The 22,968-nt window shown below is 68.1% G+C and carries 24 protein-coding genes; 12 read left to right on the top strand and 12 right to left on the bottom strand.

Going from position 1 to position 22,968, the window contains the following annotated elements; translation table 11 throughout:
• Window positions 1-683, top strand: a 683-nt coding sequence (locus A5691_RS13790) for an NADP-dependent oxidoreductase (RefSeq protein WP_156734791.1), incomplete at its 5' end; no start/stop codon positions are given.
• A gap of 160 nt (window positions 684-843) precedes the next feature.
• Window positions 844-1,671 (top strand): family 16 glycosylhydrolase, encoded by an 828-nt coding sequence (locus A5691_RS13795; protein ID WP_068019346.1) that lies wholly within the window; start codon window positions 844-846, stop codon window positions 1,669-1,671.
• On the opposite strand, the gene A5691_RS13800 is transcribed toward A5691_RS13795, so the two are convergent.
• Together A5691_RS13800 and A5691_RS13805 are read right to left on the bottom strand one after the other, a co-directional pair.
• Complete coding sequence (locus A5691_RS13800) at window positions 1,672-3,189, bottom strand: glycosyltransferase family 39 protein (RefSeq protein ID WP_068019344.1); 1,518 nt, start codon at window positions 3,187-3,189, stop codon at window positions 1,672-1,674.
• A 56-nt stretch (window positions 3,190-3,245) separates the two neighbouring features.
• A complete protein-coding gene (locus A5691_RS13805) occupies window positions 3,246-3,473 on the bottom strand; it encodes a hypothetical protein (protein ID WP_067269225.1) in 228 nt (75 codons plus the stop codon).
• A 108-nt stretch (window positions 3,474-3,581) separates the two neighbouring features.
• On the opposite strand from A5691_RS13805, the gene A5691_RS13810 reads away from it, so the two are divergent.
• The 3 genes from A5691_RS13810 (at window position 3,582) to A5691_RS13820 (ending at window position 5,303) form a co-directional block, all read left to right on the top strand.
• Window positions 3,582-3,890, top strand: a complete 309-nt coding sequence (locus tag A5691_RS13810) for a hypothetical protein (RefSeq protein ID WP_067754133.1) — start codon at window positions 3,582-3,584, stop codon at window positions 3,888-3,890.
• Between the two features lie 80 nt (window positions 3,891-3,970).
• Entirely contained in the window at window positions 3,971-4,621 is a 651-nt protein-coding gene (locus A5691_RS13815; protein ID WP_067754130.1) for a GAP family protein, read from the top strand.
• 10 nt (window positions 4,622-4,631) lie between these two features.
• The gene (locus tag A5691_RS13820; protein WP_068019354.1) at window positions 4,632-5,303 is read left to right on the top strand and encodes a GAP family protein; all 672 of its coding nucleotides are present in this window, start codon (window positions 4,632-4,634) and stop codon (window positions 5,301-5,303) included.
• Here A5691_RS13820 and A5691_RS13825 read toward each other — a convergent pair.
• Entirely contained in the window at window positions 5,279-6,064 is a 786-nt protein-coding gene (locus A5691_RS13825; RefSeq protein WP_068019356.1) for a hypothetical protein, read from the bottom strand. The genes A5691_RS13820 and A5691_RS13825 overlap by 25 nt on opposite strands.
• 28 nt (window positions 6,065-6,092) lie before the next feature.
• Between A5691_RS13825 and A5691_RS13830 the strand changes: the two genes are divergently transcribed.
• Window positions 6,093-7,583 (top strand): bifunctional phosphatase PAP2/diacylglycerol kinase family protein, encoded by a 1,491-nt coding sequence (locus A5691_RS13830; RefSeq protein WP_068019341.1) that lies wholly within the window; start codon window positions 6,093-6,095, stop codon window positions 7,581-7,583.
• Here A5691_RS13830 and A5691_RS13835 read toward each other — a convergent pair.
• The 4 genes from A5691_RS13835 to A5691_RS13850 all read right to left on the bottom strand — a co-directional run bounded on the left by A5691_RS13835 (window position 7,580) and on the right by A5691_RS13850 (window position 11,197).
• Complete coding sequence (locus A5691_RS13835) at window positions 7,580-8,971, bottom strand: FGGY family carbohydrate kinase (protein ID WP_068019339.1); 1,392 nt, start codon at window positions 8,969-8,971, stop codon at window positions 7,580-7,582. The genes A5691_RS13830 and A5691_RS13835 overlap by 4 nt on opposite strands.
• Window positions 8,968-10,368 carry a mannitol dehydrogenase family protein gene (locus A5691_RS13840; RefSeq protein ID WP_068019335.1) on the bottom strand — a complete coding sequence of 467 codons (1,401 nt, stop codon included), beginning with the start codon at window positions 10,366-10,368 and terminating at the stop codon, window positions 8,968-8,970. Before A5691_RS13840 ends, A5691_RS13835 begins: the two co-directional genes overlap by 4 nt.
• 20 nt (window positions 10,369-10,388) lie before the next feature.
• Window positions 10,389-10,673: a DUF732 domain-containing protein gene (locus A5691_RS13845; RefSeq protein WP_197498986.1), complete on the bottom strand. Its 285-nt coding sequence runs from the start codon at window positions 10,671-10,673 to the stop codon at window positions 10,389-10,391.
• A 179-nt stretch (window positions 10,674-10,852) separates the two neighbouring features.
• Entirely contained in the window at window positions 10,853-11,197 is a 345-nt protein-coding gene (locus A5691_RS13850) for a DUF732 domain-containing protein (protein WP_067754122.1), read from the bottom strand.
• Window positions 11,198-11,500: 303 nt separating this feature from the next.
• Between A5691_RS13850 and A5691_RS13855 the strand changes: the two genes are divergently transcribed.
• Window positions 11,501-12,046 carry a hypothetical protein gene (locus A5691_RS13855; protein ID WP_067754119.1) on the top strand — a complete coding sequence of 182 codons (546 nt, stop codon included), beginning with the start codon at window positions 11,501-11,503 and terminating at the stop codon, window positions 12,044-12,046.
• Between the two features lie 254 nt (window positions 12,047-12,300).
• Here A5691_RS13855 and A5691_RS13860 read toward each other — a convergent pair whose 3' ends face one another.
• Window positions 12,301-13,122: an Ig-like domain-containing protein gene (locus tag A5691_RS13860; protein ID WP_068019333.1), complete on the bottom strand. Its 822-nt coding sequence runs from the start codon at window positions 13,120-13,122 to the stop codon at window positions 12,301-12,303.
• A 267-nt stretch (window positions 13,123-13,389) separates the two neighbouring features.
• Between A5691_RS13860 and A5691_RS27360 the strand changes: the two genes are divergently transcribed.
• Window positions 13,390-13,530 carry a DUF4926 domain-containing protein gene (locus A5691_RS27360; RefSeq protein ID WP_082950310.1) on the top strand — a complete coding sequence of 47 codons (141 nt, stop codon included), beginning with the start codon at window positions 13,390-13,392 and terminating at the stop codon, window positions 13,528-13,530.
• Window positions 13,531-13,588: 58 nt separating this feature from the next.
• Here the strand turns inward: A5691_RS27360 and A5691_RS13865 are convergent, their stop codons facing one another.
• Both A5691_RS13865 and A5691_RS13870 read right to left on the bottom strand, forming a co-directional pair.
• Window positions 13,589-15,016 carry an MFS transporter gene (locus A5691_RS13865; RefSeq protein ID WP_231981051.1) on the bottom strand — a complete coding sequence of 476 codons (1,428 nt, stop codon included), beginning with the start codon at window positions 15,014-15,016 and terminating at the stop codon, window positions 13,589-13,591.
• A 64-nt stretch (window positions 15,017-15,080) separates the two neighbouring features.
• Window positions 15,081-16,484, bottom strand: a complete 1,404-nt coding sequence (locus A5691_RS13870) for an MFS transporter (RefSeq protein ID WP_231981050.1) — start codon at window positions 16,482-16,484, stop codon at window positions 15,081-15,083.
• 141 nt (window positions 16,485-16,625) lie between these two features.
• Here A5691_RS13870 and A5691_RS13875 point away from each other — a divergent pair, with 141 nt between their 5' ends.
• Both A5691_RS13875 and mtnA read left to right on the top strand, forming a co-directional pair.
• Window positions 16,626-17,231, top strand: coding sequence for a cutinase family protein (locus tag A5691_RS13875; RefSeq protein ID WP_067749054.1), 606 nt, complete (start codon window positions 16,626-16,628; stop codon window positions 17,229-17,231).
• A 22-nt stretch (window positions 17,232-17,253) separates the two neighbouring features.
• On the top strand, window positions 17,254-18,219 hold the full coding sequence (mtnA, locus tag A5691_RS13880) for an S-methyl-5-thioribose-1-phosphate isomerase (RefSeq protein ID WP_068019327.1): 966 nt from the start codon (window positions 17,254-17,256) through the stop codon (window positions 18,217-18,219).
• Window positions 18,220-18,223: 4 nt separating this feature from the next.
• Here the strand turns inward: mtnA and A5691_RS13885 are convergent, their stop codons facing one another.
• Window positions 18,224-19,558 carry a lipase family protein gene (locus A5691_RS13885; protein WP_068019324.1) on the bottom strand — a complete coding sequence of 445 codons (1,335 nt, stop codon included), beginning with the start codon at window positions 19,556-19,558 and terminating at the stop codon, window positions 18,224-18,226.
• 212 nt (window positions 19,559-19,770) lie between these two features.
• Window positions 19,771-20,607, bottom strand: a complete 837-nt coding sequence (locus A5691_RS13890) for a carotenoid biosynthesis protein (protein WP_068019349.1) — start codon at window positions 20,605-20,607, stop codon at window positions 19,771-19,773.
• A gap of 596 nt (window positions 20,608-21,203) precedes the next feature.
• Between A5691_RS13890 and A5691_RS13895 the strand changes: the two genes are divergently transcribed.
• Both A5691_RS13895 and A5691_RS28015 read left to right on the top strand, forming a co-directional pair.
• On the top strand, window positions 21,204-22,340 hold the full coding sequence (locus A5691_RS13895) for an SIR2 family protein (protein WP_068019321.1): 1,137 nt from the start codon (window positions 21,204-21,206) through the stop codon (window positions 22,338-22,340).
• 311 nt (window positions 22,341-22,651) lie between these two features.
• Entirely contained in the window at window positions 22,652-22,879 is a 228-nt protein-coding gene (locus A5691_RS28015) for a hypothetical protein (protein ID WP_156675543.1), read from the top strand.
• Window positions 22,880-22,968 lie beyond the last annotated feature (89 nt).

The following is a 22,968-nucleotide window of genomic DNA, read 5'->3' on the forward strand; positions in this document are numbered from 1 at the left end:
CGCCCATCCCCGGTGAGGACGACCAGCTGGCGATCATGTCGGTGTACGGACCGACCGGCGCCACCGCGTATTTCGGGATGACCGACATCGGCCGGCCGAGGCCGGGCGAGACGGTCGTGGTCTCGGCGGCCGCCGGGGCCACCGGGTCGGTGGCCGGGCAGATCGCCAAGATCGCCGGCGCCCGGGTGGTCGGGATCGCCGGCGGACCCGAGAAATGCCGGGCCGTGGTCGAGGACTTCGGGTTCGACGCGTGCATCGACTACAAGAACGACGACCTGGCGGCGGCGCTCAAACAGCACTGCCCGAAGCGCGTCGACGTCTACTTCGACAACGTCGGCGGCCCCATCCTCAACGCGGTGCTGGGCCGGTTGGCCCCCCACGCGCGGGTCGTCCTGTGCGGGGTCATCTCCAGCTACCTCACCGGCGAGCATCCCGGTCCGGCCAACTACGTCAACCTGCTGTCCAAGACCGCGTTGATGCAGGGATTCAACGCCCTCGACCAGTGGGGACGCTTCGACGAGGCGTTCGCGGCGCTGCGGCGGTGGGAGGCCGAGGGCCGGCTCAAGCACAGGGAGACCATCTTCGACGGCATCGAGTCGTGCGTCGACGCGCTCAACGGACTGTTCACCGGGGTCAACATCGGCAAGACGCTGGTCAAGCTGAGCGAACCGTCCTCCCGCTGACCTGACCCGCGGTGTCTTCAGCACGCGAAAAGTCGCCGCCACGGCCCGGGTGTGGCATGCGTGGCACCCCGGCGCGTGGTTTCATAACACCGTTTGCAAAAGTTGCCTAGGGGTGGCGGGCTTGGGTCGAAACACGGCTTTCACGATTGGTGGGTTGTAGATGGATCGTCGCAGCATGATGTTGATCTCGGGGCTCGGCATGCTGGGGGCTGCGATGCGGTTGCCGGGCGCCTGGGCCGCCCCCTCCGCGCCGCAGGCACCACCCTCGGCCGGCGGCGGGCCCTACATCTTCGCCGACGAGTTCGACGGCCCCGCTGGCTCCCCGCCCGACCCCGGCAAGTGGACGATCCAGACCTGGCAGGACGACGTGTTCCCGCCCGTGGAGGGCATCTACCGCAACGACCGCCAGAACGTGTTCATCGACGGGCACTCCAATCTCGTCCTGTGCGCCACCCACGACCTGCTGAGCAACACCTATTACAGCGGCAAGCTGCGCGGCAACTTCCGCAGCATGATCAACCAGACCTGGGAGGCGCGGATCAAGCTGGACTGCCTGTACCCGGGCCTGTGGCCGTCGTTCTGGGGCGTCAACGAGGACCCGCTGCCCGACGGCGAGGTGGACATCTTCGAGTGGTACGGCAACGGCAACTGGGCGCCGGGCACCACCGTCCACGCGGCGTCCAATGGCAAGACGTGGGAAGGCAAGTCGATCCCCGGCCTGGTCGACAGCAACTGGCACACCTGGCGAATGCACTGGGGCGAGGAGGGATTCGAATTCGCGCGGGACGGCGCCGAATACTTCAAGGTCCCCAACAAGCCCATCCACGTCGCCGGGGGCGCCCCCGACGATTTCCGGTGGCCGTTCAACATTCCCGGCTACTGGATGACGCCGATGTTCACGCTCGCCGTGGGCGGCGTCGGCGCCGGTGATCCGGCGGCGGGCACCTTCCCGGCGTCGATGCTGGTCGACTACATCCGCATCTGGTGACTAGCGCTGCGCTTTGAACACCTGAACCAGGTTGAATTGCCAGCGCTCGACGAGCCGGAAGCCCAGGTCGTGCGGGACCGCGAAGGCGGGGGTCGCCCCGTAGACCGGTCCGGGCGGGATCGCCGGACCGGCCTCGTGCGCCGGCTGTGACGGGTCGGCCTGGGTGATGATCCACACGATCCCGCACTGGCTCAACGGCCTCGCGACGACCTCGGGAATCAGGTTGGTGTCGAAGACGTCGTTGCGGTCGGTCGCCCGCTGCCACAGCGTGAGGTCGACCAGCTTGCGGTAGGCATCCGGGCGGGCCGCCAGCAACGGGCGCATCGGGGCAGGCATGAAGGTCACCGTGTCGTTCACCAGCAGGCAATCGCCCGGTGCCGCCCGGGCGCTGATCAGATCGGCCACCTGGCTGTAGTCCATCCCGTACTTGGCGTACGGATTACGCTGCGCCCGAACGTAATTGGGGGCGGCGGCGATGGCGAACAGGGCGACGAGGGCCGCCGTCAGCCACGGCCGGACGCTCACCGCGGCGGCGCAGACGCCCAGGATCAGCGCCATGCCCGGCGCCGTGAACGACAGGTAGCGCGGGGTGTAGATCGGGTGCACCAGCGCCGAGTAGGCCACGATCGCCGCGGTCGGCAGCGCGAGCCAGGCCGCCGCGAGGGCCAGCAGCTGCCCGTCGGACCGCGCCAACGGCGCGGACCTGCTGAGCCACAACACGATAGCCGCCGCGATCACCAGCGCCGACAGCACGGCGAACGGGGGGCTGCGTTCGAAATACTGTTGCACCACGACGTCTTCGAGCGTCCGGCGGCCGATCGGCGCGATCCAGCTGATTTGATGCGCCTGCCCCGCGACCGTCACCAAGAAGGGCGCCATGGCGCCGACCCCGAACGCCGCCGTGACGGCGAACCGCAGTAAAACCCCTCGCCCGCAACGGGATGCGACCAGCAGGACGACGTGCGCCGCGATCATCAGCGCGAGGTACACCTCCAGCGCGATCGACGCGGCCAGCGCTAGGCCGTAGGCCGCCCAGAGCCAACCGGTGTCGCGGCGCGCGGCGAGCACCAGCAGCACCGTCAGCCACACGGCGGCCATCATCGACAGCGCGTAGGGGCGGGCTTCGATGCCCGCCCACGTCGTGCGGGGCAGGACCGCGCAGAAGACGCCGGACGCCACCGCGACGGTGCGCGACGAAAACTGCCTGCCCAGCACCACAATTCCGGCGGCCGCGCCCCCGACGGCCAGGCCGCTCGGGGCGCGCGAGGAGAACTCGGTGGGCGGGAAGACCTGAAACCAGGCGTGCATCAGCAGGTAGTACAGGCCGTGCACGGCGTCGACGTTGCCGAGCATCCGCCACAGCTGGGCAAGCGAACGACTGTATGCGGCCGAGATGGTGGCGGCCTCGTCGTACCAGAACGACGGGCGGCCCGCGCCGCCCAGGCTCACCGCGACGGCGAGCAGCCCGACGAGCAGCGGGTCCAGCGCGGCCGACGGGCGGCGAAGCGGGTTCCGCACGCCGCTATGGTGCCAGAGCCCGATCGGGTTCCCGCCGCTGGTCGCCTACGCCCGCGTCAGTTGAGCAGCCACACGTGCCAGAAGCCGTCGGAGCCCTGGCGGCAGTCCCAATGGGTGTACAGGTGGTCGTTGTGCGTGATCTCGACGTTCGGGGCGTCCGCCTCGCAACCGGCCAGGCTCGAATAGTTGCCCTCGACCTCCACCTGGTCGGCACCGGCCACGCCCACCCCGGTGGTGAGCAACCCGGCCAAGGCCAATAGGCCAGCGGCACAAGCCATCTTCATCTGGGACCTCCCCTTGTTAGCTGAGCCGACTATATCCACCGGCCCGGCCGCGGGCTCGGAAACGGGAAACTCGGCGAACCACCTCCCATTCGAACGTATGATCGATCGATGGGGCAGTTCGCGTCCATCGGGTACAACGGCCAGCCGGTCCGCAGCCCGTTCCGGGTGGTGCGGCCACCGCTCGCGGTCCTGGTGGACCTGACGGTGCTGTTCCCGCGCGAGCCGCACCGCTCCGGCCGGTACCAGCCCAACGGGCTGCAACTGCACAAGGTCGTCGAGGGACTGCTCAGCTGCTGGGGCCTCTGCGAGCAGGGCGACTGGTGGGGCCTGGTCACCTACCCGGTCGCCTACGGCTCGCAGCGCAAGACCGTCACGCACTGGGTGCCCGCCTGGACGCTGCGCCGAAAGCCGTTCTGAGGGCGGTGCTTACGCCGGACCCATGCGGGCGCGGCACCCCAATGCGATGATTGCTGCCCGTGGACGCAAGTTGGGGTTCGGTGCTGACCAAACTCGTCGCGCTGGCGGCGGTCATCGCGCTCTCGCCGATCACGGTGGTTCCGGCGGTCCTGGTCCTGCACGCGCCGCGGCCGCGGCCGGCCAGCCTCGCCTTCCTCACCGGGTGGGTGCTGGGCCTGGCGGCCCTCACCGCCGCGTTTGTCAGCGGTTCGGAGTTGCTCGGGGGCCTGCACAAGGCGCCGCCCACCTGGGCGTCGTGGGTGCGGGTGGTGCTGGGGTCCGCGCTGATCGCACTGGGCGGCTACCAATGGCTGACCCGGCATCGGCACGGCAGCATGCCGCGGTGGATGCGCTCGTTCTCCACACTCAGCCCAGCGCGCGCCGGCGTGACCGCGGCGGTGCTGGTGGTGCTGCGGCCCGAGGTGCTGATCATGTGCGCGGCGGCCGGCCTGGCCGTCGGCAGCAGCGGCCTCGACGCGGCCGGGAAGCTGGTGGCCGCCGCGGTGTTCGTCGTCATCGCCGCGTCAACCGTCGCCATCCCGATATTGGCGTATGCCGGCGCCGGCGACCGCCTCGACGATCCGCTGGAGCGCCTCAAAGTCTGGATGGAGGAGAACCACGCGACGCTGCTCGCGATCATCCTGGTCCTGATCGGTTTGATGGTGCTCTACAACGGGATTCACGCCCTGTAGATTGCTGCCCATGGCAGGTAGCTGGGGCACCGTGCTCACCGGGCTCGTTCCGCTTGGACTGGTCATCTCCCTCTCGCCGCTCACGGTCATCCCGGCGGTGCTGGTGCTGCAGGCGCCGCGGCCGCGGCCGACCGGCCTGGCGTTCCTGGCCGGCTGGGCGCTGACCCTTGCCGCGCTCACCGCGCTCGCCGTCACGGCCTCCCACCTGCTCGGCGGTCTCGACAAGTCGCCGCCGCGATGGTCGTCGTGGTTGCGCGTGGTGCTGGGTTCGGGGCTGATCGTGTACGGCATCTACAAATGGCTGAACCGGCACGGCGACGCCGAGTCGCCGAAATGGATGCGCTCGTTCGCCACCATCACCCCCGCCCGGGCCGGGATCATGGGGGCGGTCCTGGCGGTGGTGCGGCCGGATGTGCTGCTCATCTGCGTCCCGGCCGGGCTGGGCATCGGCACCGCCGGGCTCGGCCTCGCCGGTGACTGGTTGGCCGCCGCGTTCTTCGTCGCGATCGCCGCGTCCAGCGTCGCCATCCCGATATTGGCCTACGCGGCGGCCGGCAGCCGCCTCGACGACACGCTGGCGAGTCTCAAAGACTGGATGGACCGCAACAACGCCGCCCTGCTGGCGGCGGTCCTGGTGCTGATCGGTGCCATGGTGCTCTACCACGGGATCGACGCTCTATAGCCGCCGTCGGCCAGTCCCGCGTCCTCCTCGAGCCTGTTGGTCGCGCCGAAGGCGTATTCGCGGACCAACTCTCGGCCGTAATCCCGCAGCATGCCCACGTAGCCCTTCGCCGCCCATTGCCGGCAGTGCCGCTCCTCGTGGTGCAGCACGCGATCCAGGTCGAGGCGGCTCTGCACGGGCGTCCCGTCGGCGCGGACGTACCAGGCATGCCCGGACTCGACGATCCGGCGAAGCCATCCCGCGGGGTCGGTGACCGCGCCCACGTTGACCATGAAGATGTCGCCCCAGGTGGTGCCGCCGCGCCGGCAGAATTGGCGCTGGATCCAGTTGCCGCCCAGGCCCATCAGGATGCCGTTCGGCGTCGCGACGAGCCGCCCGCCGTTGCGATCCACGAACCCGACGTCGCGGGTGTAGCTCCAGCCGTTCGCGTTCTGCCGCCGCATGATTCGTGTGATTTCTGCCGCGCCGTACGGCGTCGGGGGGAAGTCGGTGCGGTGCGCCCCCTTCCTGCCGTAGCCGGTGCCCGCGTTCAGGACGTAGGTGCACAGCGTCGCCGCGCGGGCGTCGCCGCCGCCGATGCCGCGGGGCAGGAGGAAGAAGGACTTGCCGTCCGGGTCCCGAATCTCCGCCGTCTTCCCGAGCACCCGAAAGGCGTCCGGGGTGATGGCGTGTCGCCGGGCGATCTCCGCGACGACGTCCGGGGCCACGCCCCGCCGCGCGGCGTTGTCCCGCCATGCCTGGAAGTAGCCCGGTGCGTCCATGTCCGCCAACCAATTTAGGGTGTAGCGAATGAACAGGCGGCCCTGGCAACGCGCGCGCGGCATCAAACAAATCACCCAGGGGCTGGGCACCCTCGACCGGGAGCTCTTCGAGGCGATCGCCGAGACGGACACGCCGCTGCTGGACACGGTCATGCCGCCGCTGACCCGGGCCGCCGACAACTCCAAGCTGTGGTTCGCCATCGCCGCGGCGCTGACGGCGACCGGAAGTAAGAGCGCCCAGCGGGGCGCGGCGCGCGGCGTGGTGTCGCTCGCGGTCAGCAGCCTGGTCACCAACCAGGTCGCCAAACGCATCCGCCGCCGCCCGCGCCCCGGCTACGAGCTGGTGCCGCTGGTCAGGCAGGTCCGCCGGCGCCCGACGTCGAACTCCTTCCCGTCGGGGCACTCGGCGAGCGCCGCCGCGTTCGCCGTGGGGGTCGGTCTGGAGAACCCGATGCTCGGTTTCGGGCTGGCGCTGCTCGCCGGGCTGGTCGGGCTCTCGCGGGTGGTGACCGGCGCGCACTACCCGGGCGACGTCGTCGCCGGGTTCGGCATCGGGGCGGGCGTGGCGGTGCTGGGCGGCCGGCTCGTCCCGCCGATCGTCGAAACCGCACTGCCCAAGGCCGAACCGCTTCGCGTCCCGGCGCCCGAACGCCCCGACGGCGCCGGGGTGGTGCTCGTCATCAACCCCGAATCGGGCAGCGGCACCGGGTCCCGTGTCGTGGACGAGGTGCGCGACGCGCTGCCGAGGGCGGACATCCGCGAACTCGGCCCCGACGACGACCCGCAGCAGGTCCTGCGCGAGGCCGCCGAGCGCGCCGAGGTGCTCGCCGTCGGCGGCGGCGACGGCACGGTGGCGGCCGCGGCAGGAGTGGCTATCGAGACCGGGCTGCCGCTGGCCGTGTTCCCCGCCGGCACGTTCAACCACTTCGCGAAGGACATCGGCTGCGACACCGTGGCCAAGACCGTCGACGCGATCCGCCGGGGCAGCGTGGCGTGCGTGGACCTGGTGTGCCTCAACGAAAGTCAGATGGTCCTCAACACGGCGAGCATCGGCGCCTACCCGACCTTCGTGCAGCAGCGCGAGAAGCTGGAGAAACGCATCGGCAAGCCGCTGGCCGGTCTCTACGCGATGTTGCACACCCTGCGCCGTGACGAGCCGGTCCGGATCTCCTACGACAACAAGACGCTGCTGACGTCGCTGTTCTTCCTCGGCAACTCGCTGTACCTGCCGACCGGGTTCGCCCCGTCGCGGCGGACCCGGATGGACGACGGCCTGATCGACGTCCGGATGCTCGAGGCGGGACGACGGTGGTGGCGGACCAGGATCCTGACCGCGCTCGCGCTGGGGCGGCTGGAGCGCAGCCCGCTGTATCACGAACTGCAGGTGCCGGAGTTCGCGTTCACCGCCGTCGACGGCCCGACGGTCATCGCGTGCGACGGCGAGGTGGGCGACGAATACGAGAAGGTCAGTTTCTCCGCGAAATACCGGGTGCTGCCGGTGTTCCGCCCCTGCGACTAGGCCCCCTCGGTCAGGTTCCGCACCCGCGCGTAGCGCTCGTGCACCTCCGGCGTGGGGTCGGCGGTGTACTCCTCGGTTCCGGGTCGGGCCCACGCGGGCGGTCGCGCCGATCCGCTCAGGGCCCAGGCCGCCTGCCGCGCCGCCCCCAGCGCGACGTACTGCCCCGGCGCGGGCACCGAGACGGGTACGCCGAACACCGCGGGGGCGATGACGCGCAGGGCCCGCGACCCCGCGCCGCCACCGATCAGCAGGATGCGCCGCGCGACCACGCCGTGCGCGGCCAGGTGGGCGAGTCCGTCGGCGAGCCCGCACAGCAGCCCTTCCACCGCGGCCCGGGCCAGGTTGGCCGGCGTGGCGTTCGCGACACGCAGGCCGTGCAGCGCGCCGGAGGCGTTGGGGCGGTTGGGCGTTCGCTCACCCTCCAGGTAGGGCACCAGGACCAGCCCGGCGCTGCCCGGCGGCGCGGACAGCGCGAGCTCCGACAGGCCGTCGTGGTCGACCCCCAGCATGGCGGCGGCCGCGTCCAGCACCCGGGCGGCGTTGAGCGTACACACCAGCGGGAGGTAACGGCCGGTGCCGTCGGCGAACCCGGCGACAAAGCCCGCGTCGTCGCGGACCGGGCCGGCGGTCACCGCGGCCACCACGCCCGATGTCCCGACGGACACGATGACGTCGCCCTCGCCGGCGTCAAGGCCGAGCGCCGCGGCGGCGTTGTCGCCGAGACCCGCGCCGAATGTGGTTGTGCCGCTGCAGGTTGCGTTCGACGGGCCCAGCACGGCGGGCAGGCGCGGGCGGCGGCCCCGCATGGCCAGCTCGAGCAGGTCGACGCGGTAGGAGCCGCCCGCGGCGTCGTAATAGCCCGTCCCGCTGGCGTCGCTGCGGTCGGTGGTCAGCGCCGCGATGTCGGTGTCCCCGCGCAACCGCCAGCTCAGCCAGTCGTGCGGCAGGCAGACGGCCGCCGTGCGGTCGGCGTGCCCCGGCTCGTGGTCGGCGAGCCAGCGCAGCTTGGCCACCGTGATCGCGGCCAGCGGCACCACGCCGACGGCCCGGGCCCACGCCCCCGCGCCGCCGAGCTCGTCGGTGAGCGCGCGCGCCGCGTCGGCCGAACGCACGTCGTTCCACAGCAGCGCCGGCCGGACCACCTCGCCCCTCGCGTCGAGACACACCATGCCGTGCTGCTGCGCCCCGACCCCGATCGCCTCCACGCCGTCCAGGCCGCCCGCGGACGCAATCGCCGCGCGGGCGGCGGATTCCCATGCGGCGGGGTCGATCTCGGTCCCGCCCGGATGGTCGGCCCGCCCCTCGCGGACCACCTCACCCGTCGCGGCGTCGCAGATCAGCACCTTGCAGGACTGCGTCGAGGAGTCGACGCCGGCGACCAGCGTCATTCGCGGGCCTCGACGAGTGTCCGGAGCGTGGCCCGCGCGCCGCGGCGGTGCAGGGAGTCCAGGGTCCACAGGTAGGGCTCGACGAAGCGGGGCTGGTCGACGAGGTCGCCGAACACCGCCCGGTTGGCGAGGAACGCGGTCGGGTCGTCGCGCTGGGAACGGGCGATGGGGACGAGCGTGTCGGCGAGCCGGTCCACCACCTCGATCGGCCGACCGTCTTCGTCGACGCCCTCGGCGTAGCGCGCCCAGCTGGCCACGATCGCAGCGGACACCCCGACCGGCCCGCCGCGTCGCAGGTTGTCGGCGACCACGGGCAGCAGCCACTTGGTGATGCGTTCCGACGAGTCGGCGCACAGCCTGGCGACCGTGTCGCGCACGTGGGCGTTGCCGAAGCGGGGGAGGAGCCGGTCCTTGAAGTCGGCCAGTCCGGGGACGGGGGTGAGGGTCGGCATCGCCTCGTATTCCCAATAGCGGTGCAGGAATTCGGCGATCAGCGGGTCACGGGCGGCCTCGTGCACCAGCCGGTACCCGGCCAGGTACCCGAAGTAGCACAGGCCCTGGTGGCCCGCGTTGAGTAGCCGTAGCTTCATCGCCTCATACGGCGCCACGTCGTCGACCAGCTGGACTCCCGCCATGTCCAGCGGCGGCCGGCCGTCGGCGAAGTCGTCCTGGAGCACCCACATGGCGAACGGCTCGGCGACCACCGGCCAGGCGTCGCGCACGCCGAATTCGTTGTGCAGCCGCTCGATCGCGGCCGGCGTGGTGGCCGGGGTGATCCGGTCGACCATCGAGTTGGGGAACTTGGTGTGCTCGCGCATCCACCGTGCGAGTGCGGGACTGAGCCGTTCGGCGTACGACGTGAACACGTCCCGCGCCACGCTCCCGTTCTCGACGATGTTGTCGCACGACACGATCGTGGGGGAGGGCAGGTCGCGTTCGCGGCGCCGGTTCAGCGCCTCGGCCACCAGCGGGTAGACGTCGCTCAGCGGCGGGTGGTAGCCGCCTTCGGTGATGGTGAGTGAGACGATCCGGGTGGTCGGGGCGGCGAGCAGCTCGATGACCGCATCGGGATCGTCTGGGGCGTAACGGAAGTCGACGATGGAGCCGATGACGCGGGGCTCCCGGGTGCCGTCCGGGTGTTCGAGGATCAACGTGTACAGGTGGTTCTGGGCGCGCAGCGCGTCGCGCATGCGCCGGTCATCGGGCAGCACGCCCACACCGCAGATTCCCCAGTTTTGGGCGAGCCCGTCGCCCAGCAGCCTGTCGATGTACATGGCCTGATGGGCGCGGTGGAAGCCGCCGACGCCGAAATGCACGATGCCGACTCTGATTTGGCTGCGGTCGTAGGCCGGGACGGGGATGCCGAGCGCGCCCAGGTTGCGCGCGCTCAGCTCCATTCCCGCAACTTAGCTCACCGCTAAGCGTTGGGGCAGAGATCGCGCAAGGCGAAGATCACGACGTCCGCGGCCTGCCGGCCGTTGATTCCGCCGGTGCCCTGGTCGGCGTCCGAGCGCTGGATCGCCAGGCCCTCGAGCTGTTGTGGGGAGGCGCCCCAGGAAAGCTGTTGGCACAGGTCCGCCCCCATCTGCAGCAGCGCGTCGTCGCCGCCATTGACGGCGTGGATGCCGGCGTTGTGCAGGTCGTTGATGAAGGCAACCGCGTCGGCCCGGGCCGGGCTGGCCCAGACGATGCCCGCGGCCATAAGTGGGGCGCCTGCGAACGCTGCGCCCATGAACCGGCCATAGGGCCGCTGTGCTGCCATCGAAATGTTCTCCTTCGTCCCGTGCCCGAATCGCGGATGATGCACTTTTACACGAAAGCGCCGCCAAACACGCTGGGGAAGATAAATCCCGATGATGAATTGTGGGCAAAGACCGATGGCTATGCGTCCGGGCAGAGATCGCGGACGGCGTCGATGACCACGTCGTCGGCCTGTTGGGGGGTGATCCCGCCGGCGCCCTGCCGGCTGTCGGAGCGCTGCAACGCCAGACCCTCGAGCTGCGACGGCGGGGCGCCCCACGACAGTTGCTGGCAGACGCTCAGGCCCATCTGCACCAGCGCCGCGTCACCGCCGCTGACCGCATGGATCCCGTTTTTGTGCAGGTCGCTGACGAACGTGGTCGCGTCCGCGTGCGCCGGGCCTGCCAACGCGACACCGGCCACCAGGATGGGGCCACTCACTAGCGCTGTCTTGATGAATCGGCCGTAGGCCCGCTGTCCCGGCATGGCGATCCTCCCTTTGATCGTTCACCGTTCGTTTACCTCTATAGAACCTTTAAGACATGTTGGGTCGCCGAAAATTCCCTGGGAATGAGCTGCGGAAAAATTCGGATCGGCCAGACCGCAACGTTGCTGCGACGAGGTCTTTGCCCTGCGCGGCCGCGTACCCGGCTCGTGACGCCCTTGTGACGTCACCATTTGGATACGGCGCGGTGCGCCGCCTCGGGCGTTTCGTGGTGACTACCGACAATTGGCTCGTTATCTGCTGCATCAGATATGTGAGCGCGAATTAAAGGAGAGTCGGCGCTGATGGCGATCGTCGATCGGTTCAACATGAAAGTAGTTGCCAGCCTTGGGTTGTGCGGAGCCGCACTTGCGTTGAGCCCGGATGCGGCAGCCGCTCCCCTGAAGACGGGCGGCTACGCCTGCGTTCAGGGGCAGGCGGGCGAGGTCGGGGGCCCCGTCGCGGGCGCGCCGCTGGCCGGGCCCGGCGCCGCGGGCGGAGCGGCCGCCGGTGGCGCGCCGACCGCCCAGGTCTGCGCGGCCAGCGCGCCGCTCACCGACATGGCCGGTGTGCCATTGGCCGTGCCCGGGCCGTTGCCGGTCGGCGCTCCCGTGCCCTTGCCCTTGGGCGCGCCGCTGCCGCTGCCGTTGGGCGCGCCGCTGCCCATCGCGCCGGTGGTGCCCGCCGGCGCTCCGCTGGTTGCCCTCGGTGGGCCCCTGGCGGCCGGTGCGCCCCTCGAAGGTGCCCCGCTCGTCGACATGTCGGGGGTCAAGGATGCCCCGACCGGCCCCGCGCCGGCCGGAGGGCCCCAGCCCGGTCAGCCGGTTGCTCCCGGCCCTGGCGCACACTGAGTTCCACTTCACGACGGGAACGGACCCGCTGGTTTCGACCAGCGGGTCCGTTCGTTGGTGGGTGCCTTAGCCGTTGGTCGCGCCCCACCCCCCGAGGCCCCGCAGGCCGAGGCCACACCTGCCTAGCGTGAACCCCCCGCCGAGCGTGAAGTTGGTTTCACAGTCGACCGCGAGCGTGAAACCAACTTCACACTCGACGCAGGTTACCGAACCGAAAAGCCCGCGCGCTCAAAGCGATCGGGCGCGGGCGCCGCTCAGGAAGGCGGCCGCTCCCACAGGTCTTGCTTGACGATCACCGGGTCGCCGACATTGACCGTGTTGTAGTACCACTCGGCGTCTTCGGGGCTCAGGCTGATGCAGCCGTGGCTGACGTTCTCCAGCCCCAGCGACGGGACGGCCCATGGGGCGGAGTGCACAAAGAGGCCCCGGTTGGTGATGCGGACGGCGTAATCGACGTTGAGCATGTAGCCGTTGGGGTCGTCGACGGGGATGCCGACGCTGCTCGAATCCATAAGCACCGAGCGCTCTTTCGACAAGACGGTGTAGTTGCCGACCGGCGTTGGGAATTCGGGCCTACCCATCGATGCGGGCAACACACCCTCTTCGCCGAAGTGGGGTCGGTGGTGCGGAGTGGGCGGTGGGGCCGCGTCGACTCCGTCGACGCTCACCTTGAAGGTGTGGTCGGTGATGTTGGCGACGCCGACGACCTTCGGGCCGGTCTTGAATTCCGTGGAGCGGCCGTCCACCGCGAGGGCCACCGTGCTGTGCGCCGGCCAGTAGTGGTCCGGAACCCACTGCACGACCTTGTTGTCGAGCCACTCGAATCGGCCGGTCATCGGCGGTGAGGACTTGACGCCGATGGCGCGCTCGGCGGCGTGCCGGTTCCCGACCGGCGCGTCGAACGTCACGACGACGGGGTGGGCCACGCCCACCGTCGAGTCCCGCGCCGGCAGGACCGACGCGACCGCGAATTCATGCGGCTGGCTGGCGGCCGCCATGCTGGTCCCCGCCGGGCCCGCAACCACGCTTACAGCGATCCCAACCACCGCAAGAACACACCGAACGACCGCTCGCATGGCTCCGATTCCTTTTAACTGACATAGTTGTAATAGGAGGATCGTAAATCCCGGATGACCAGCGGAAGCGCAAGGGCGCGTTAGCATTTGGCCACGCCTCGGTCACGGTTCGGCCACGGGGGTTTAGGTCGGAAATATGCAGGTGGGACGGGCGTTCTGCAGGTCCAGAGAGGGGAGGATGTTGAGACCTCAGGAATACGACGTGGTCCGCTTGTGCCGGCCGGTACCGGAGCACGACCTGCCGGTCGGTTCACGAGGGGGGTCGACATGGACTACACGACCGGCTCAGAAGGCGCCCGGCGCGCCTACGAAGTGGAATTTTGCGACGCCGACGGCATTACCCGAGCCTTGGTCACCGTCGCCGAAGATGACCTGGAAGTGGTGTGGCGGCCAGCTTCGGGTGGCTAGCAGCTCAAGGTTGGGCCGAAATATCGGATGCGTCGCCGCAGCAGTTGGCGGAGGTCAGTCACACGGAGTCAACCGCTTGACGCGTCCTCGGCGTGTCGGCGGGCGAGGCCACGGACCGCGGTTTCAACACGAGGCTCGCCAGGACCGCGACGACGCCGATGCCGACGCACACCCACAACGCCGACTGGTAACCCGCTTGGGTGCCGGCTCCGACAACCGTTCCCGCCCAAGCGAATCCCAGTGAGCCGCCGATGCCGTAGGAGGCGTTGGCGATCCCCGGCAGCGAACCCGGCTCGTCCGGGGGCGCTTGCAGGACGCCGAGCGCGCTCATCGGGGTGAGCGCGACCGCCAGCGCCACGCCGAACACCGCCATGAGGGCGACGACCGCCATCTTGTCGAACGTGAACACCGCAAGCGCGGCGGTGACGGCCACGGAACCGACCAGACCCGCGCGCAACACCGTCACGAAGCCGATCTGGGCGGCGAGCCGCCCGATCAAAGGGGCAGTGAGAAGTTGGGCCAGCGCGCCGGGAGTGATGAACAGCAGGGCCGTGAGCTGCCCGCTGGCGGCGAAGCCGACGCGGTCGTTCTCGGCGAGGGACGGCACGATGTAGCTGAGCACCACCATGAACGACCCGAAGACGAGAATGGTCACGACGATCAACGGCCACGAGTAGCGCGACCGCATCTGGTCGATGTGGATCAACGGTGTCGCGACTCGTTTCTCGACCACCACGAGCGCGACGCAGGCGGCGATGGACGCGGCAAGGCAGCCGAGCATGAGCGGCGCGGACCAGCCCAGATGTTCGCCGTTGGAGACATAGAGATTCAGCCCGGCGACCGTCAGCGCGATCAGGACGGCACCCGCCCAGTCCATTCGGCCCGTGTTCTTGCGGCCGCGTTCGTCTGCGGGGACGGCCAGCCGGCACAGCGCGACGGCGGCGATGCCGACCACCAACGTCAGGACGAAGATGGAGCGATAGCCGAAGCGGTCGACCAGGACACCGGCGAGCAGCGCGTCGACCCCGGCCACCCCCGCGTTGATCGCCGAGATGACACCGCAGCAGATGCCGAAGGCCTTGTCGCTCAGGTGTTCTCGCATGATGAGGAAGGCGAGGCCGTACGTGATGTTCGCGCATCCCTGCAACACCCGGCCCGCGACCACCACCGGTAGCGAGGTGCCCAGGATGCACAACAACGTGCCGATGCAGACGAGAGTGAGGATGCCGACCAGGACGCGCCTGCGGCCGATGAAGTCGCTCCATCGGATCAAGACCACGTTTGCGATCGCGCCGGCGAGATAGAAGTAGGCGGACATCGACGCGTATGCGTGCGGACCGAGATGGGTGTTGATGTCCCGGATCGCGGGGCCGAGCATGGTCGCGTTGAGCATGAACGACATCACCGACAATGCCAACGCGGCCACCATGACGGCGGTTCGCGAGGACGAAAGCTCCTTGCCCCCGTCGCCGTCAGCAGTTGTCACCGCCGAGCTTTCACCGACCACCGTCGGACCCCCTTCGCATGCCGCGCCCTAGTCGACACATCGGTTAATTGTGTTGTCCCGCGGCCATCGTGGAATCCGATGCGGGCGTCTTTACGCGGGCGACGCTCAGCACGGCCAGGCCCGCGGGCAGCAGCAGCGCGGCGCTGACCGCGAGGATGACCCTGATGCCGTGACCCATGCTGACGCCGTGGTGCTGCAACATCTCCAGCGCGCTGCTGGACACCGCAACGCCCACGCCCGCGAGAGTGACCAGGGACGTCAGCGTGACGCCCGCGGCTTCGCCGGCCCGCTCGGGCGCGACGACGGCCTGAGTCGCCACCGTGGTGAACGCGTAGACCAGGCCCATGGTGAAACCGCACGCGCTGAGCGCGGCGAGATACACCGCGAAGCTGTCGGCGGACGCCAGGACGCCGAGTGACACCGCCGCCGTGGTGCAACCGATGCCCATGACGGCGAAGGGCGCGTTGCGCGACGCCAGGCGTCCGGATACCGGACCACCGAGCGCCGCGCCGACCGATGGGCCCAGGAAAGCCAAGCCGGCCGTCAGCGGGTCGAGGCCTCGCACCTGTTGGAGGTTGAGCGTGGCGAGAAATACGGTCACCACGTACGCGATGTTGGCGACCGTACCGGCGACGACCAAGACCGTGAAGCGGGGCTTGCGCAGCAGCGACAGGTCGATCAGGGGGAAGCGCACGCGCGTCTCGACCGCGACGAACCCGACCAATAAGGCAACGGAGCCAAGGAATACGCCGATCACCGGTGGCGACAACCACCCCCAGTTCGGCGCTCGGTCGAAGGCGAGGGTGAACAGCCCTATCCCAGTCGTGATCAGCGCCAGGCCAGCCAGATCCACCCGTCGCGGCACGCTGGTGTCGGAGGTCTCCGGGATGGTTCTCGCGCCGATGGCGATCGAGATCGCCGACAGTGGCACCAGCATCCAGAACACCGAGCGCCACCCGAGCGTCTGGGTCAGCAACCCGCCCACCAGGGGGCCGGCAGCGTTGCCCAGGCCGGCGATGCCATACGCCAGTCCGATTGCGCGACCAGACCTTTCGGCGGGCAACGTATTGGTCAGGACGCTCACGGACACCGGAAAGATCAGGGCGGCGCCGAGGCCTTGCACGGCCCGGAACGCGATAACGACTGGCGCCGATGGCGCGACCGCGCAGAACACCGACGCGATTGCGAACAACCCGATCCCGGCGAGCAGCGTGCGGCGGCGACCGAAGATATCGCCGATGCGGCCGGCGGGCGCCATGAACGCGCCCAGGGTCAGCATGTAGACGCTGATCACCCACTGCAGATCGGTCGTGGTGCTGTGCAGGTCCGACGCCATGCGGGGCAACGCGAGGTTCATTGCGAAGTAATCGATCTGCACGCAGAACAGTGCCATCGAGATCGCCGCGATGATCCAGCGCGGGTGCCGCCCGTGCGCGCGGAGATTCACGGGCTTGACGATACGGCCGGTGACTCCTATCTATCCGCCGATTCGGCGGACTGCCGCGTACCGCGAGGCCATGTCGCTCGGGGCGGTCACAGCGCACACAAAGCATCGGCGACGCCTCGAGAAACTCCGTAATATCGCGTTATGAGGCTCGTCGCGAGCGTGCCGTCCGTTGTCATCGTCGCCGGCGCGATGGCGCTTGGGCCGGCGGCTGCTCCCCTCCCCATCTCGTCGGTGCCGCTGGCGTCGGCGGCGTGCCCCGACGCGGAGGTGGTCTTCGCGCGCGGCCGGGAGGAACCTCCCGGCGTCGGCGCGGTCGGCGACGCGCTCGTCAATTCGCTGCGCGCCAAGACGAATAAGTCGATCGGGGTGTACGGGGTGAACTATCCCGCCAACATCACCACCGGAGGCGGCGCCAACGACATCAGTGCCCACGTGCAAGCCATGGCCAGGGATTGCCCCAACACCCGGATCGTGCTTGGCGGCTATTCGCTGGGCGCCGAGGTGGTGGACCGCGCGTTGTGGGGCGGGCTGCCACCGGGGACCGACCGGCACGTCGCGGCGGTCGCGTTGTTCGGCAACGGCACCCACGGTGTCGGACCGGCGTTCGCGGGCAAGACAATCGACCAGTGCGCGGCCGGTGACCCCATCTGTGGCAGGGGAACGAGCTGGCCGGCGCACCTGCAGCCCTCCTACATCGGCTCCGGTCTGGTGGATCAGGCCGCGGGCTTCGTGGCGGGCAGGCTGTAGGCCCCCGGCTAGGGTCACCTGTGTGCGCAGGACCATCGACTGGGACGGCGACGCGGTCACGATCATCGACCAGACGGCGCTGCCGGCCGACTATCGCGTCCTGACGCTGCGCACCGTCGACGAGCTGATCGACGCGATCCGCCGGCTGGCCGTGCGCGGGGCCCCGGCGCTGGGCGCCGCGGGCGCCCTCGGCGTGGTGCTCGCGGCCCGCGAGGGCGGCGACGTGCGCGGCTCGGCCGAACGGATCGCGAAGGCGCGGCCGACCGCCGTCAATCTCAGCTGGGGGGTGGCGCGCGCGCTCGATAAGCTCGACGCCGGCGCCGAATCCGTGCTCGCCGAGGCGCTGGAGATTCTCGACGAGGACGAACGCCTCAACCGCGTCGCCTCGGCACATGCCGCCGAAGTCGTTCTCGCCGTGTGTGATCGCCGTCCGGTGCGGCTGCTCAGCCACTGCAACGCCGGCCACCTCGCGACCGTCGCGTGGGGCAGCGCGCTCGGCGTCGTCTGGCACCTGCACGAACGCGGACTGGTCGAGTCGGTGCTCGTCGACGAGACGCGGCCGCTGTTGCAGGGTGCCCGGCTCACGGCGTGGGAGCTGGCGCGGGCGGGCGTGCCATACCGGGTGCAGACCGACGGCGCCGCCGCGGCGGCGATGGGGCGGGGCCTCGTCGACTGCGTGCTCGTCGGCGCGGACCGGATCGCGGCCAACGGGGACGTCGCCAACAAGATCGGCACCTACGGCCTGGCCATCGCGGCGCGCCATCACGACGTGCCGTTCGTCGTGGTCGCGCCGTCGTCCACGGTCGACAGTTCGCTCGCCACCGGCGCCGACATCGTCATCGAGGAACGCGCGCCCGACGAGGTCCGGACGTTCGGCGGCGCCGTCGTCACGCCGCCGGACGCCGACGTTTACAACCCCGCGTTCGACGTGACCCCGGCCGAACTGATCACCGCCGTCGTCACCGAGCACGGGCGTTACGCGCCGTAACCCCTCACGTCGTCGACAGCGGTTGGCGTTCGACGCTGCGCCCGAGGACGACCTTTGCCGTGATGACGCCCAACTTGACCATGCCCAGGTAGGTCGAGGGGTTGAACAGCGTCGGCCACACCGTGCGGGTTCGGTGCTCGTTGATCGGCCGGTCCGTGAATCGGTCGCGCAGCCACCTCAGCGTCATGGGCGCCGACAGTGGATGCAACAGCAGATGCCCACAGAACCGGTCGCGGTGGTAGGTGACCGACACGCCGTGGTATTCATACTGAGCCACCAGTGCGTCGACATCGTCGACGCTGATGATTCCGTCGTGCACCGCCTGTACGACCAGCACGGGCGGCTTGGGCCCGGACTTGCCGAGCCTGGTCTCGTCGAAGATGTGGCGCACTTCGGGCAAGTCCCACAGCTCGTCGGCCGTCATGTCGACGTAGGACCCGATGTCGACGTTGCGGAAGTGCCATACCGCCTGGGCAGTCGTCATCGTCTGCAACTCGTCGAGCAACGCCTTGCCCTCGTCGGTCGCGTGCTCATCGACGACCCTTTGCGCGCCGGGAAAGACTTGCGTCAATGCGGAAATCATCAGTGCGGCGAGACCGGCGAAGAAGCTGCCATTGAGGCGGCGCGCCACACTGCCCGGGTCGCCGACGGGCGAACCGAGAACGGCGCCAACGATATTGAGCTCCGGTGCATATCGCTCACACAATTCGGCCGCCCACGCCGACGCCAGTCCTCCCCCTGAATATCCCCACAGACCCACCGGTGCGGACGGCGACAATTCCAAGCGCCCGGACCGCATCGCGGCCCGCAACCCGTCCAGAATCCGATAGCCGGGCTCGACCGGAGCGCCCCACATGCCATGGCAGCCTTCGTGGTCGGGTACGCAAACCGCCCAGCCTTCGGCCAGCGCGGCCGTCACCAACAAATACTCGGCTTGGACGAACGCACCGATCGGTCCCGCGCCGCGCCGCATGGCGAACGAGGGAAAACAGCGCGACGCCACAGCGTCGATCGCGCATTGATAGGAGAGCACCGGATAGGCGACGTCTGACTCACGCCGCGCCGGGACCAGCACTGTCGTCACGGCGACTTCCGGTTCTTCGTGCAGATTCGTGGTGCGGTACAGCAACTGAGTGGCTTTCACTCGTTGACTGATGAGACCCAGAAATCCGATCTCCACGTCGCGCGAGCGCAACACCGTGCCCGGCTCTTCGTGCTCGTATCCCAGTGGCGCCCGGTAGAACGGGTCATCGTCGGGTGGGATCGGCCGTTCGCCGCGGCGCAGCGCGTCGTGCGGCGCGCTCCTGACGCGCACCGGTGTGGCGGAAGAGCTGTCCATTGGCGTGGCGACTCCCTCGGCGTATCGCTGATGGCACGCATTCACGTGGCCCCGAGTTAGCCATTACCCGCGGTACCGGTTTGCCAACCACCGGCCATCCGAAATTCCCGCCGAATTACGGCGCGAGCTCGGTGGGCATCCAGTTTCCGAGAAACGCGCTGGCGCGGGCCGACTCGCACCAGTCGGGCGGTTGCGGCCCCACCCACCGACGATCAGGCCTCCTCTGTACAGGAATGAGGGATCTTCGGCGGTTGGCGACTGTAGAGGCGTACCAGCGCCATGATTCCCGTGAGAAGAATGGTGAATAACGCTGCCGATGCGCCTGACTCGTACACGTCGGCAATCTGGATGGTTTTGCCGCCGCGGACCGCAACGCCGTCCGGCGGGTGGATCAGGGCGGCGAAGACCTGAGTGGCGGTGGAAAGCCAGAACAGGCACGGCAGCAGCCAATAGGGGCGGGTTCGGGTGGCGGGGCTCCCGGGGAATCGCGCCTCGACGAGCGCTATGAGCTGAAAGATCAGCCAGCCCGTCAGCAGCCAGCCGAGATAGTTGGTCAGCGGGACTTCCAGCGCGCCGGTCGGGTGGTGATAGGAGTACCAGTCGTGCGCCGTCGCACCGATGGGGTCGTTTACCAGGTCATAACCCCCAAGAATGAACGTCGCCACGATGGGCGTCGTAAAGCGTTCGGCGCCACCCACGGCCACATCGGGAGCGGGTCGCATGATCACCCGGGCCAGTGCCCAGGCCAGCCAGCCGAAAATGATCCAGCTGACGATGGCCACTGGGGGAACGCCCAGGGGCTTCGGACCGGGCAGGTGATGGGTGTAGGAGCCGAACGGGAAACCGGTCGCGACACCGATTGCCTCCATTGCGAACGCAACAACGCCGGCGATGGCGACGAATGCGGCCATGCCTCGTGCGAAGTAGCCCAGCCACGCATGGACGACGACAAACAGAACGAGAAAGCCCAATTGGGCGGCCCCGGCTTGCGCAGCCAGCGACGGACGCACCGCCATAACCAGCGCGGCGACCAGCGTGAGGAACAACAAGACCCAACACGATGCCCAGAGAATCTGCAACCGTGCCCCCGTTCGGCGAGACGATCGCGTCTGCGTAACGGCTGGCGCTCGCTGGGTGGTCTCTTCACTGGTCACCTTGCGCACCCTCCTAGCCGTGCTGTTCAGCGCCCGACGCACGCCGATTCTTGTTTGCTCACGCTATCGCCCGGAGTTGCGGATCTCAGCTATTCGGCGGCATGAGGCAGTGCCGATGCTCGCGGTATTTCAGTGACGATCTAAGGGAACCCGTCGGGGGACAACCGGCCTCGCCGGGGCGGGAACCGGGCTATATGCCATGGTCAAATGTGGAGCCGATGACGGGAATCGAACCCGCGTATTCAGCTTGGGAAGCTGCTCTGGATGTTTTGAGGGCATTAGCTGCGCTCACGAGCGCTTACAATCGAGCGAGGATATTCACTGTTCAGATAGACTTTCGGGCGTTGGTTGCGCCTTTGTGAGCACTTAGGGAGCATTGCTAGATACCTCCCAACACAGCGACACGATAGCGACAAGCGCAGCAAACAAAACTCTTGGCCACCGACCGCCGTACGATCGTGAGCGGGCCGTGCGGAGAGGTGGTCTTACCGATGACTGGGGATCGTGACCTGGCGATGCTTATCGGTAACGGTCTCAGCATCGCATTCAGCAACGAACTATTACTCGGCAGCATCAGCCAGGAGATGACTACTCGTTTTACCGCCGAATACACGGGTAGCGACGCAGTGGCGAGAGCGATGCAAAAAGTTGCCCAACACCAACCGACAGGAGACCCGGTCACCGATTTCGAGGTGTTGATCGGAGCCTTCGGTGGTCAGAGCGACATTTTGGAAGACCTCGCAGTTTTCGCGGACTTGACCAAGAATTCTGATAAAGAAATTGCTAATGCAATCCAGAAGGTCCGAGATTTCGTAAGTGAGGTGCAACGGCGAGGCATCGGCCATACTTTGCAGATCATATCGGAACGATCTTATTCTGATACCGCGAGGCGCCAGCCCCTGAGATCGTTTTTTGAATCAGTCTTGTCGACTTTCCAGGACTGCGTGACCGTCGCGAATTTGAACTACGATACTCTAGTTCTTTCCGTGTTGGCGGAGACGTACTGGCGCGACCTGACCGATATGGCCAACGGCCGCTATGACGCTGGAACGGTCAAAGTCGGCGGTATTCCGTACAGGAGTTGGCCGTTACGAACCGCAGCATCCGAGTTCATGCCCTTCGAGCAGCGTCGCATCAGGTTGCTTCATCTCCACGGCTCGCTGACGTATTGGCGATTCGGACCAGACGACTATCGGAAGCTCCCGATTGAGGCCGTTCGTAGTCAGATTTGGGAGATTTTTCGAAATGAAAATACTTTCACTGGCAGGCCTTTAGTGGTTCTAGCCAACCAACATGAAAAAGCTGACCACGTCACTAAATACCCGTATGACTTGGCTTACCGTGTGGCTGAATCCGGATTCAAGGACGCCAACAATTGGCTAATAGTAGGCTACTCTTTCCGCGATATATGCGTGAATGACATGCTCAGTCGTTGCTGGGAAGCTCGGGCGAACCCGCCGCAGATCCTGGTCGTTACGAATAGTGATCGGTTGGAGGCGGAGACGGTCGAAGACGCATTCGGCTGGGAGCATGGAAGTGCGGCAGCACACAACCTCGCCATCGAGCGCACCGGTGCCTTCGGACTCGCTGCTTCGTCTGGTTGGAGCGACTTTACGTCGGGCCTTTGATTCGTTAGGCCCCGGCCTCAAACCCGTAGGGGAGGCCGGGGCCTTTCGACTAGAGCACAGACCTTGCGGTCATCTCCGACGCTGGTACCGAAGCCGTTTGTTTCACCGGCCGCATCGGAGTGCACTGTCAACAAGTATAAGTGCCGACCTCCAGCCGAACCAGCTGGCGCGCCGCGATGACGGTCAGCTAGTCGGCGCGCCGGGACCGCGTTAGGCGCGACCGGGGCATTCGTGCCAGGGAGATTCCGTAATGCCTTGCGTGAAGGAGGTCGGTTTGCGACGGTGTAGCGGCAGCCGAGAAGGGACAGAGTATGCGTTGCTCTAACTGCGGAAAAGACATCCCGTTCGCCGGTAAGGTCTGTCCGTGGTGTCACGCGGATAAAAGCACAGATCAGGCCAAGCAGGTTTTTGGCTTCATCGGCGGCTTGGCGGGCGGGGCTTTGGGGTGGATGATCCACGGCATCATCCCCGCGATCATCGGGTTTTTCGTGGGCGCGGTCGCTGGCATCATCTTCGGTAGCAAGGCCAAGTCATCGTAGGTGTGGGCTGTGCGTGGTCAGGATGGACGGCGCATTGGCACCACGTTCGGCGCTACCGGTGCGTTCATCGCCGCCAGGGCGGTCATGTG

This window comes from Mycobacterium sp. E183, from assembly GCF_001667735.1.
GTDB lineage: Bacteria > Actinomycetota > Actinomycetes > Mycobacteriales > Mycobacteriaceae > Mycobacterium.

Excerpts from the sequence above, each read along its gene's own strand:
- A5691_RS13795 (WP_068019346.1), top strand. The coding sequence starts at position 844 with ATGGATCGTCGCAGCATGATGTTGATCTCGGGGCTCGGCATGCTGGGG.
- A5691_RS13805 (WP_067269225.1), bottom strand. The coding sequence starts at position 3,473 with ATGAAGATGGCTTGTGCCGCTGGCCTATTGGCCTTGGCCGGGTTGCTC.
- A5691_RS13810 (WP_067754133.1), top strand. The coding sequence starts at position 3,582 with ATGGGGCAGTTCGCGTCCATCGGGTACAACGGCCAGCCGGTCCGCAGC.
- A5691_RS13820 (WP_068019354.1), top strand. The coding sequence starts at position 4,632 with ATGGCAGGTAGCTGGGGCACCGTGCTCACCGGGCTCGTTCCGCTTGGA.
- A5691_RS13825 (WP_068019356.1), bottom strand. The coding sequence starts at position 6,064 with ATGGACGCACCGGGCTACTTCCAGGCATGGCGGGACAACGCCGCGCGG.
- A5691_RS13830 (WP_068019341.1), top strand. The coding sequence starts at position 6,093 with ATGAACAGGCGGCCCTGGCAACGCGCGCGCGGCATCAAACAAATCACC.
- A5691_RS13835 (WP_068019339.1), bottom strand. The coding sequence starts at position 8,971 with ATGACGCTGGTCGCCGGCGTCGACTCCTCGACGCAGTCCTGCAAGGTG.
- A5691_RS13840 (WP_068019335.1), bottom strand. The coding sequence starts at position 10,368 with ATGGAGCTGAGCGCGCGCAACCTGGGCGCGCTCGGCATCCCCGTCCCG.
- A5691_RS13845 (WP_197498986.1), bottom strand. The coding sequence starts at position 10,673 with ATGGCCGCGGGCATCGTCTGGGCCAGCCCGGCCCGGGCCGACGCGGTT.
- A5691_RS13850 (WP_067754122.1), bottom strand. The coding sequence starts at position 11,197 with ATGCCGGGACAGCGGGCCTACGGCCGATTCATCAAGACAGCGCTAGTG.
- A5691_RS13855 (WP_067754119.1), top strand. The coding sequence starts at position 11,501 with ATGGCGATCGTCGATCGGTTCAACATGAAAGTAGTTGCCAGCCTTGGG.
- A5691_RS13860 (WP_068019333.1), bottom strand. The coding sequence starts at position 13,122 with ATGCGAGCGGTCGTTCGGTGTGTTCTTGCGGTGGTTGGGATCGCTGTA.
- A5691_RS27360 (WP_082950310.1), top strand. The coding sequence starts at position 13,390 with ATGGACTACACGACCGGCTCAGAAGGCGCCCGGCGCGCCTACGAAGTG.
- A5691_RS13875 (WP_067749054.1), top strand. The coding sequence starts at position 16,626 with ATGAGGCTCGTCGCGAGCGTGCCGTCCGTTGTCATCGTCGCCGGCGCG.
- A5691_RS13885 (WP_068019324.1), bottom strand. The coding sequence starts at position 19,558 with ATGGACAGCTCTTCCGCCACACCGGTGCGCGTCAGGAGCGCGCCGCAC.
- A5691_RS13895 (WP_068019321.1), top strand. The coding sequence starts at position 21,204 with ATGACTGGGGATCGTGACCTGGCGATGCTTATCGGTAACGGTCTCAGC.
- A5691_RS28015 (WP_156675543.1), top strand. The coding sequence starts at position 22,652 with ATGCGTTGCTCTAACTGCGGAAAAGACATCCCGTTCGCCGGTAAGGTC.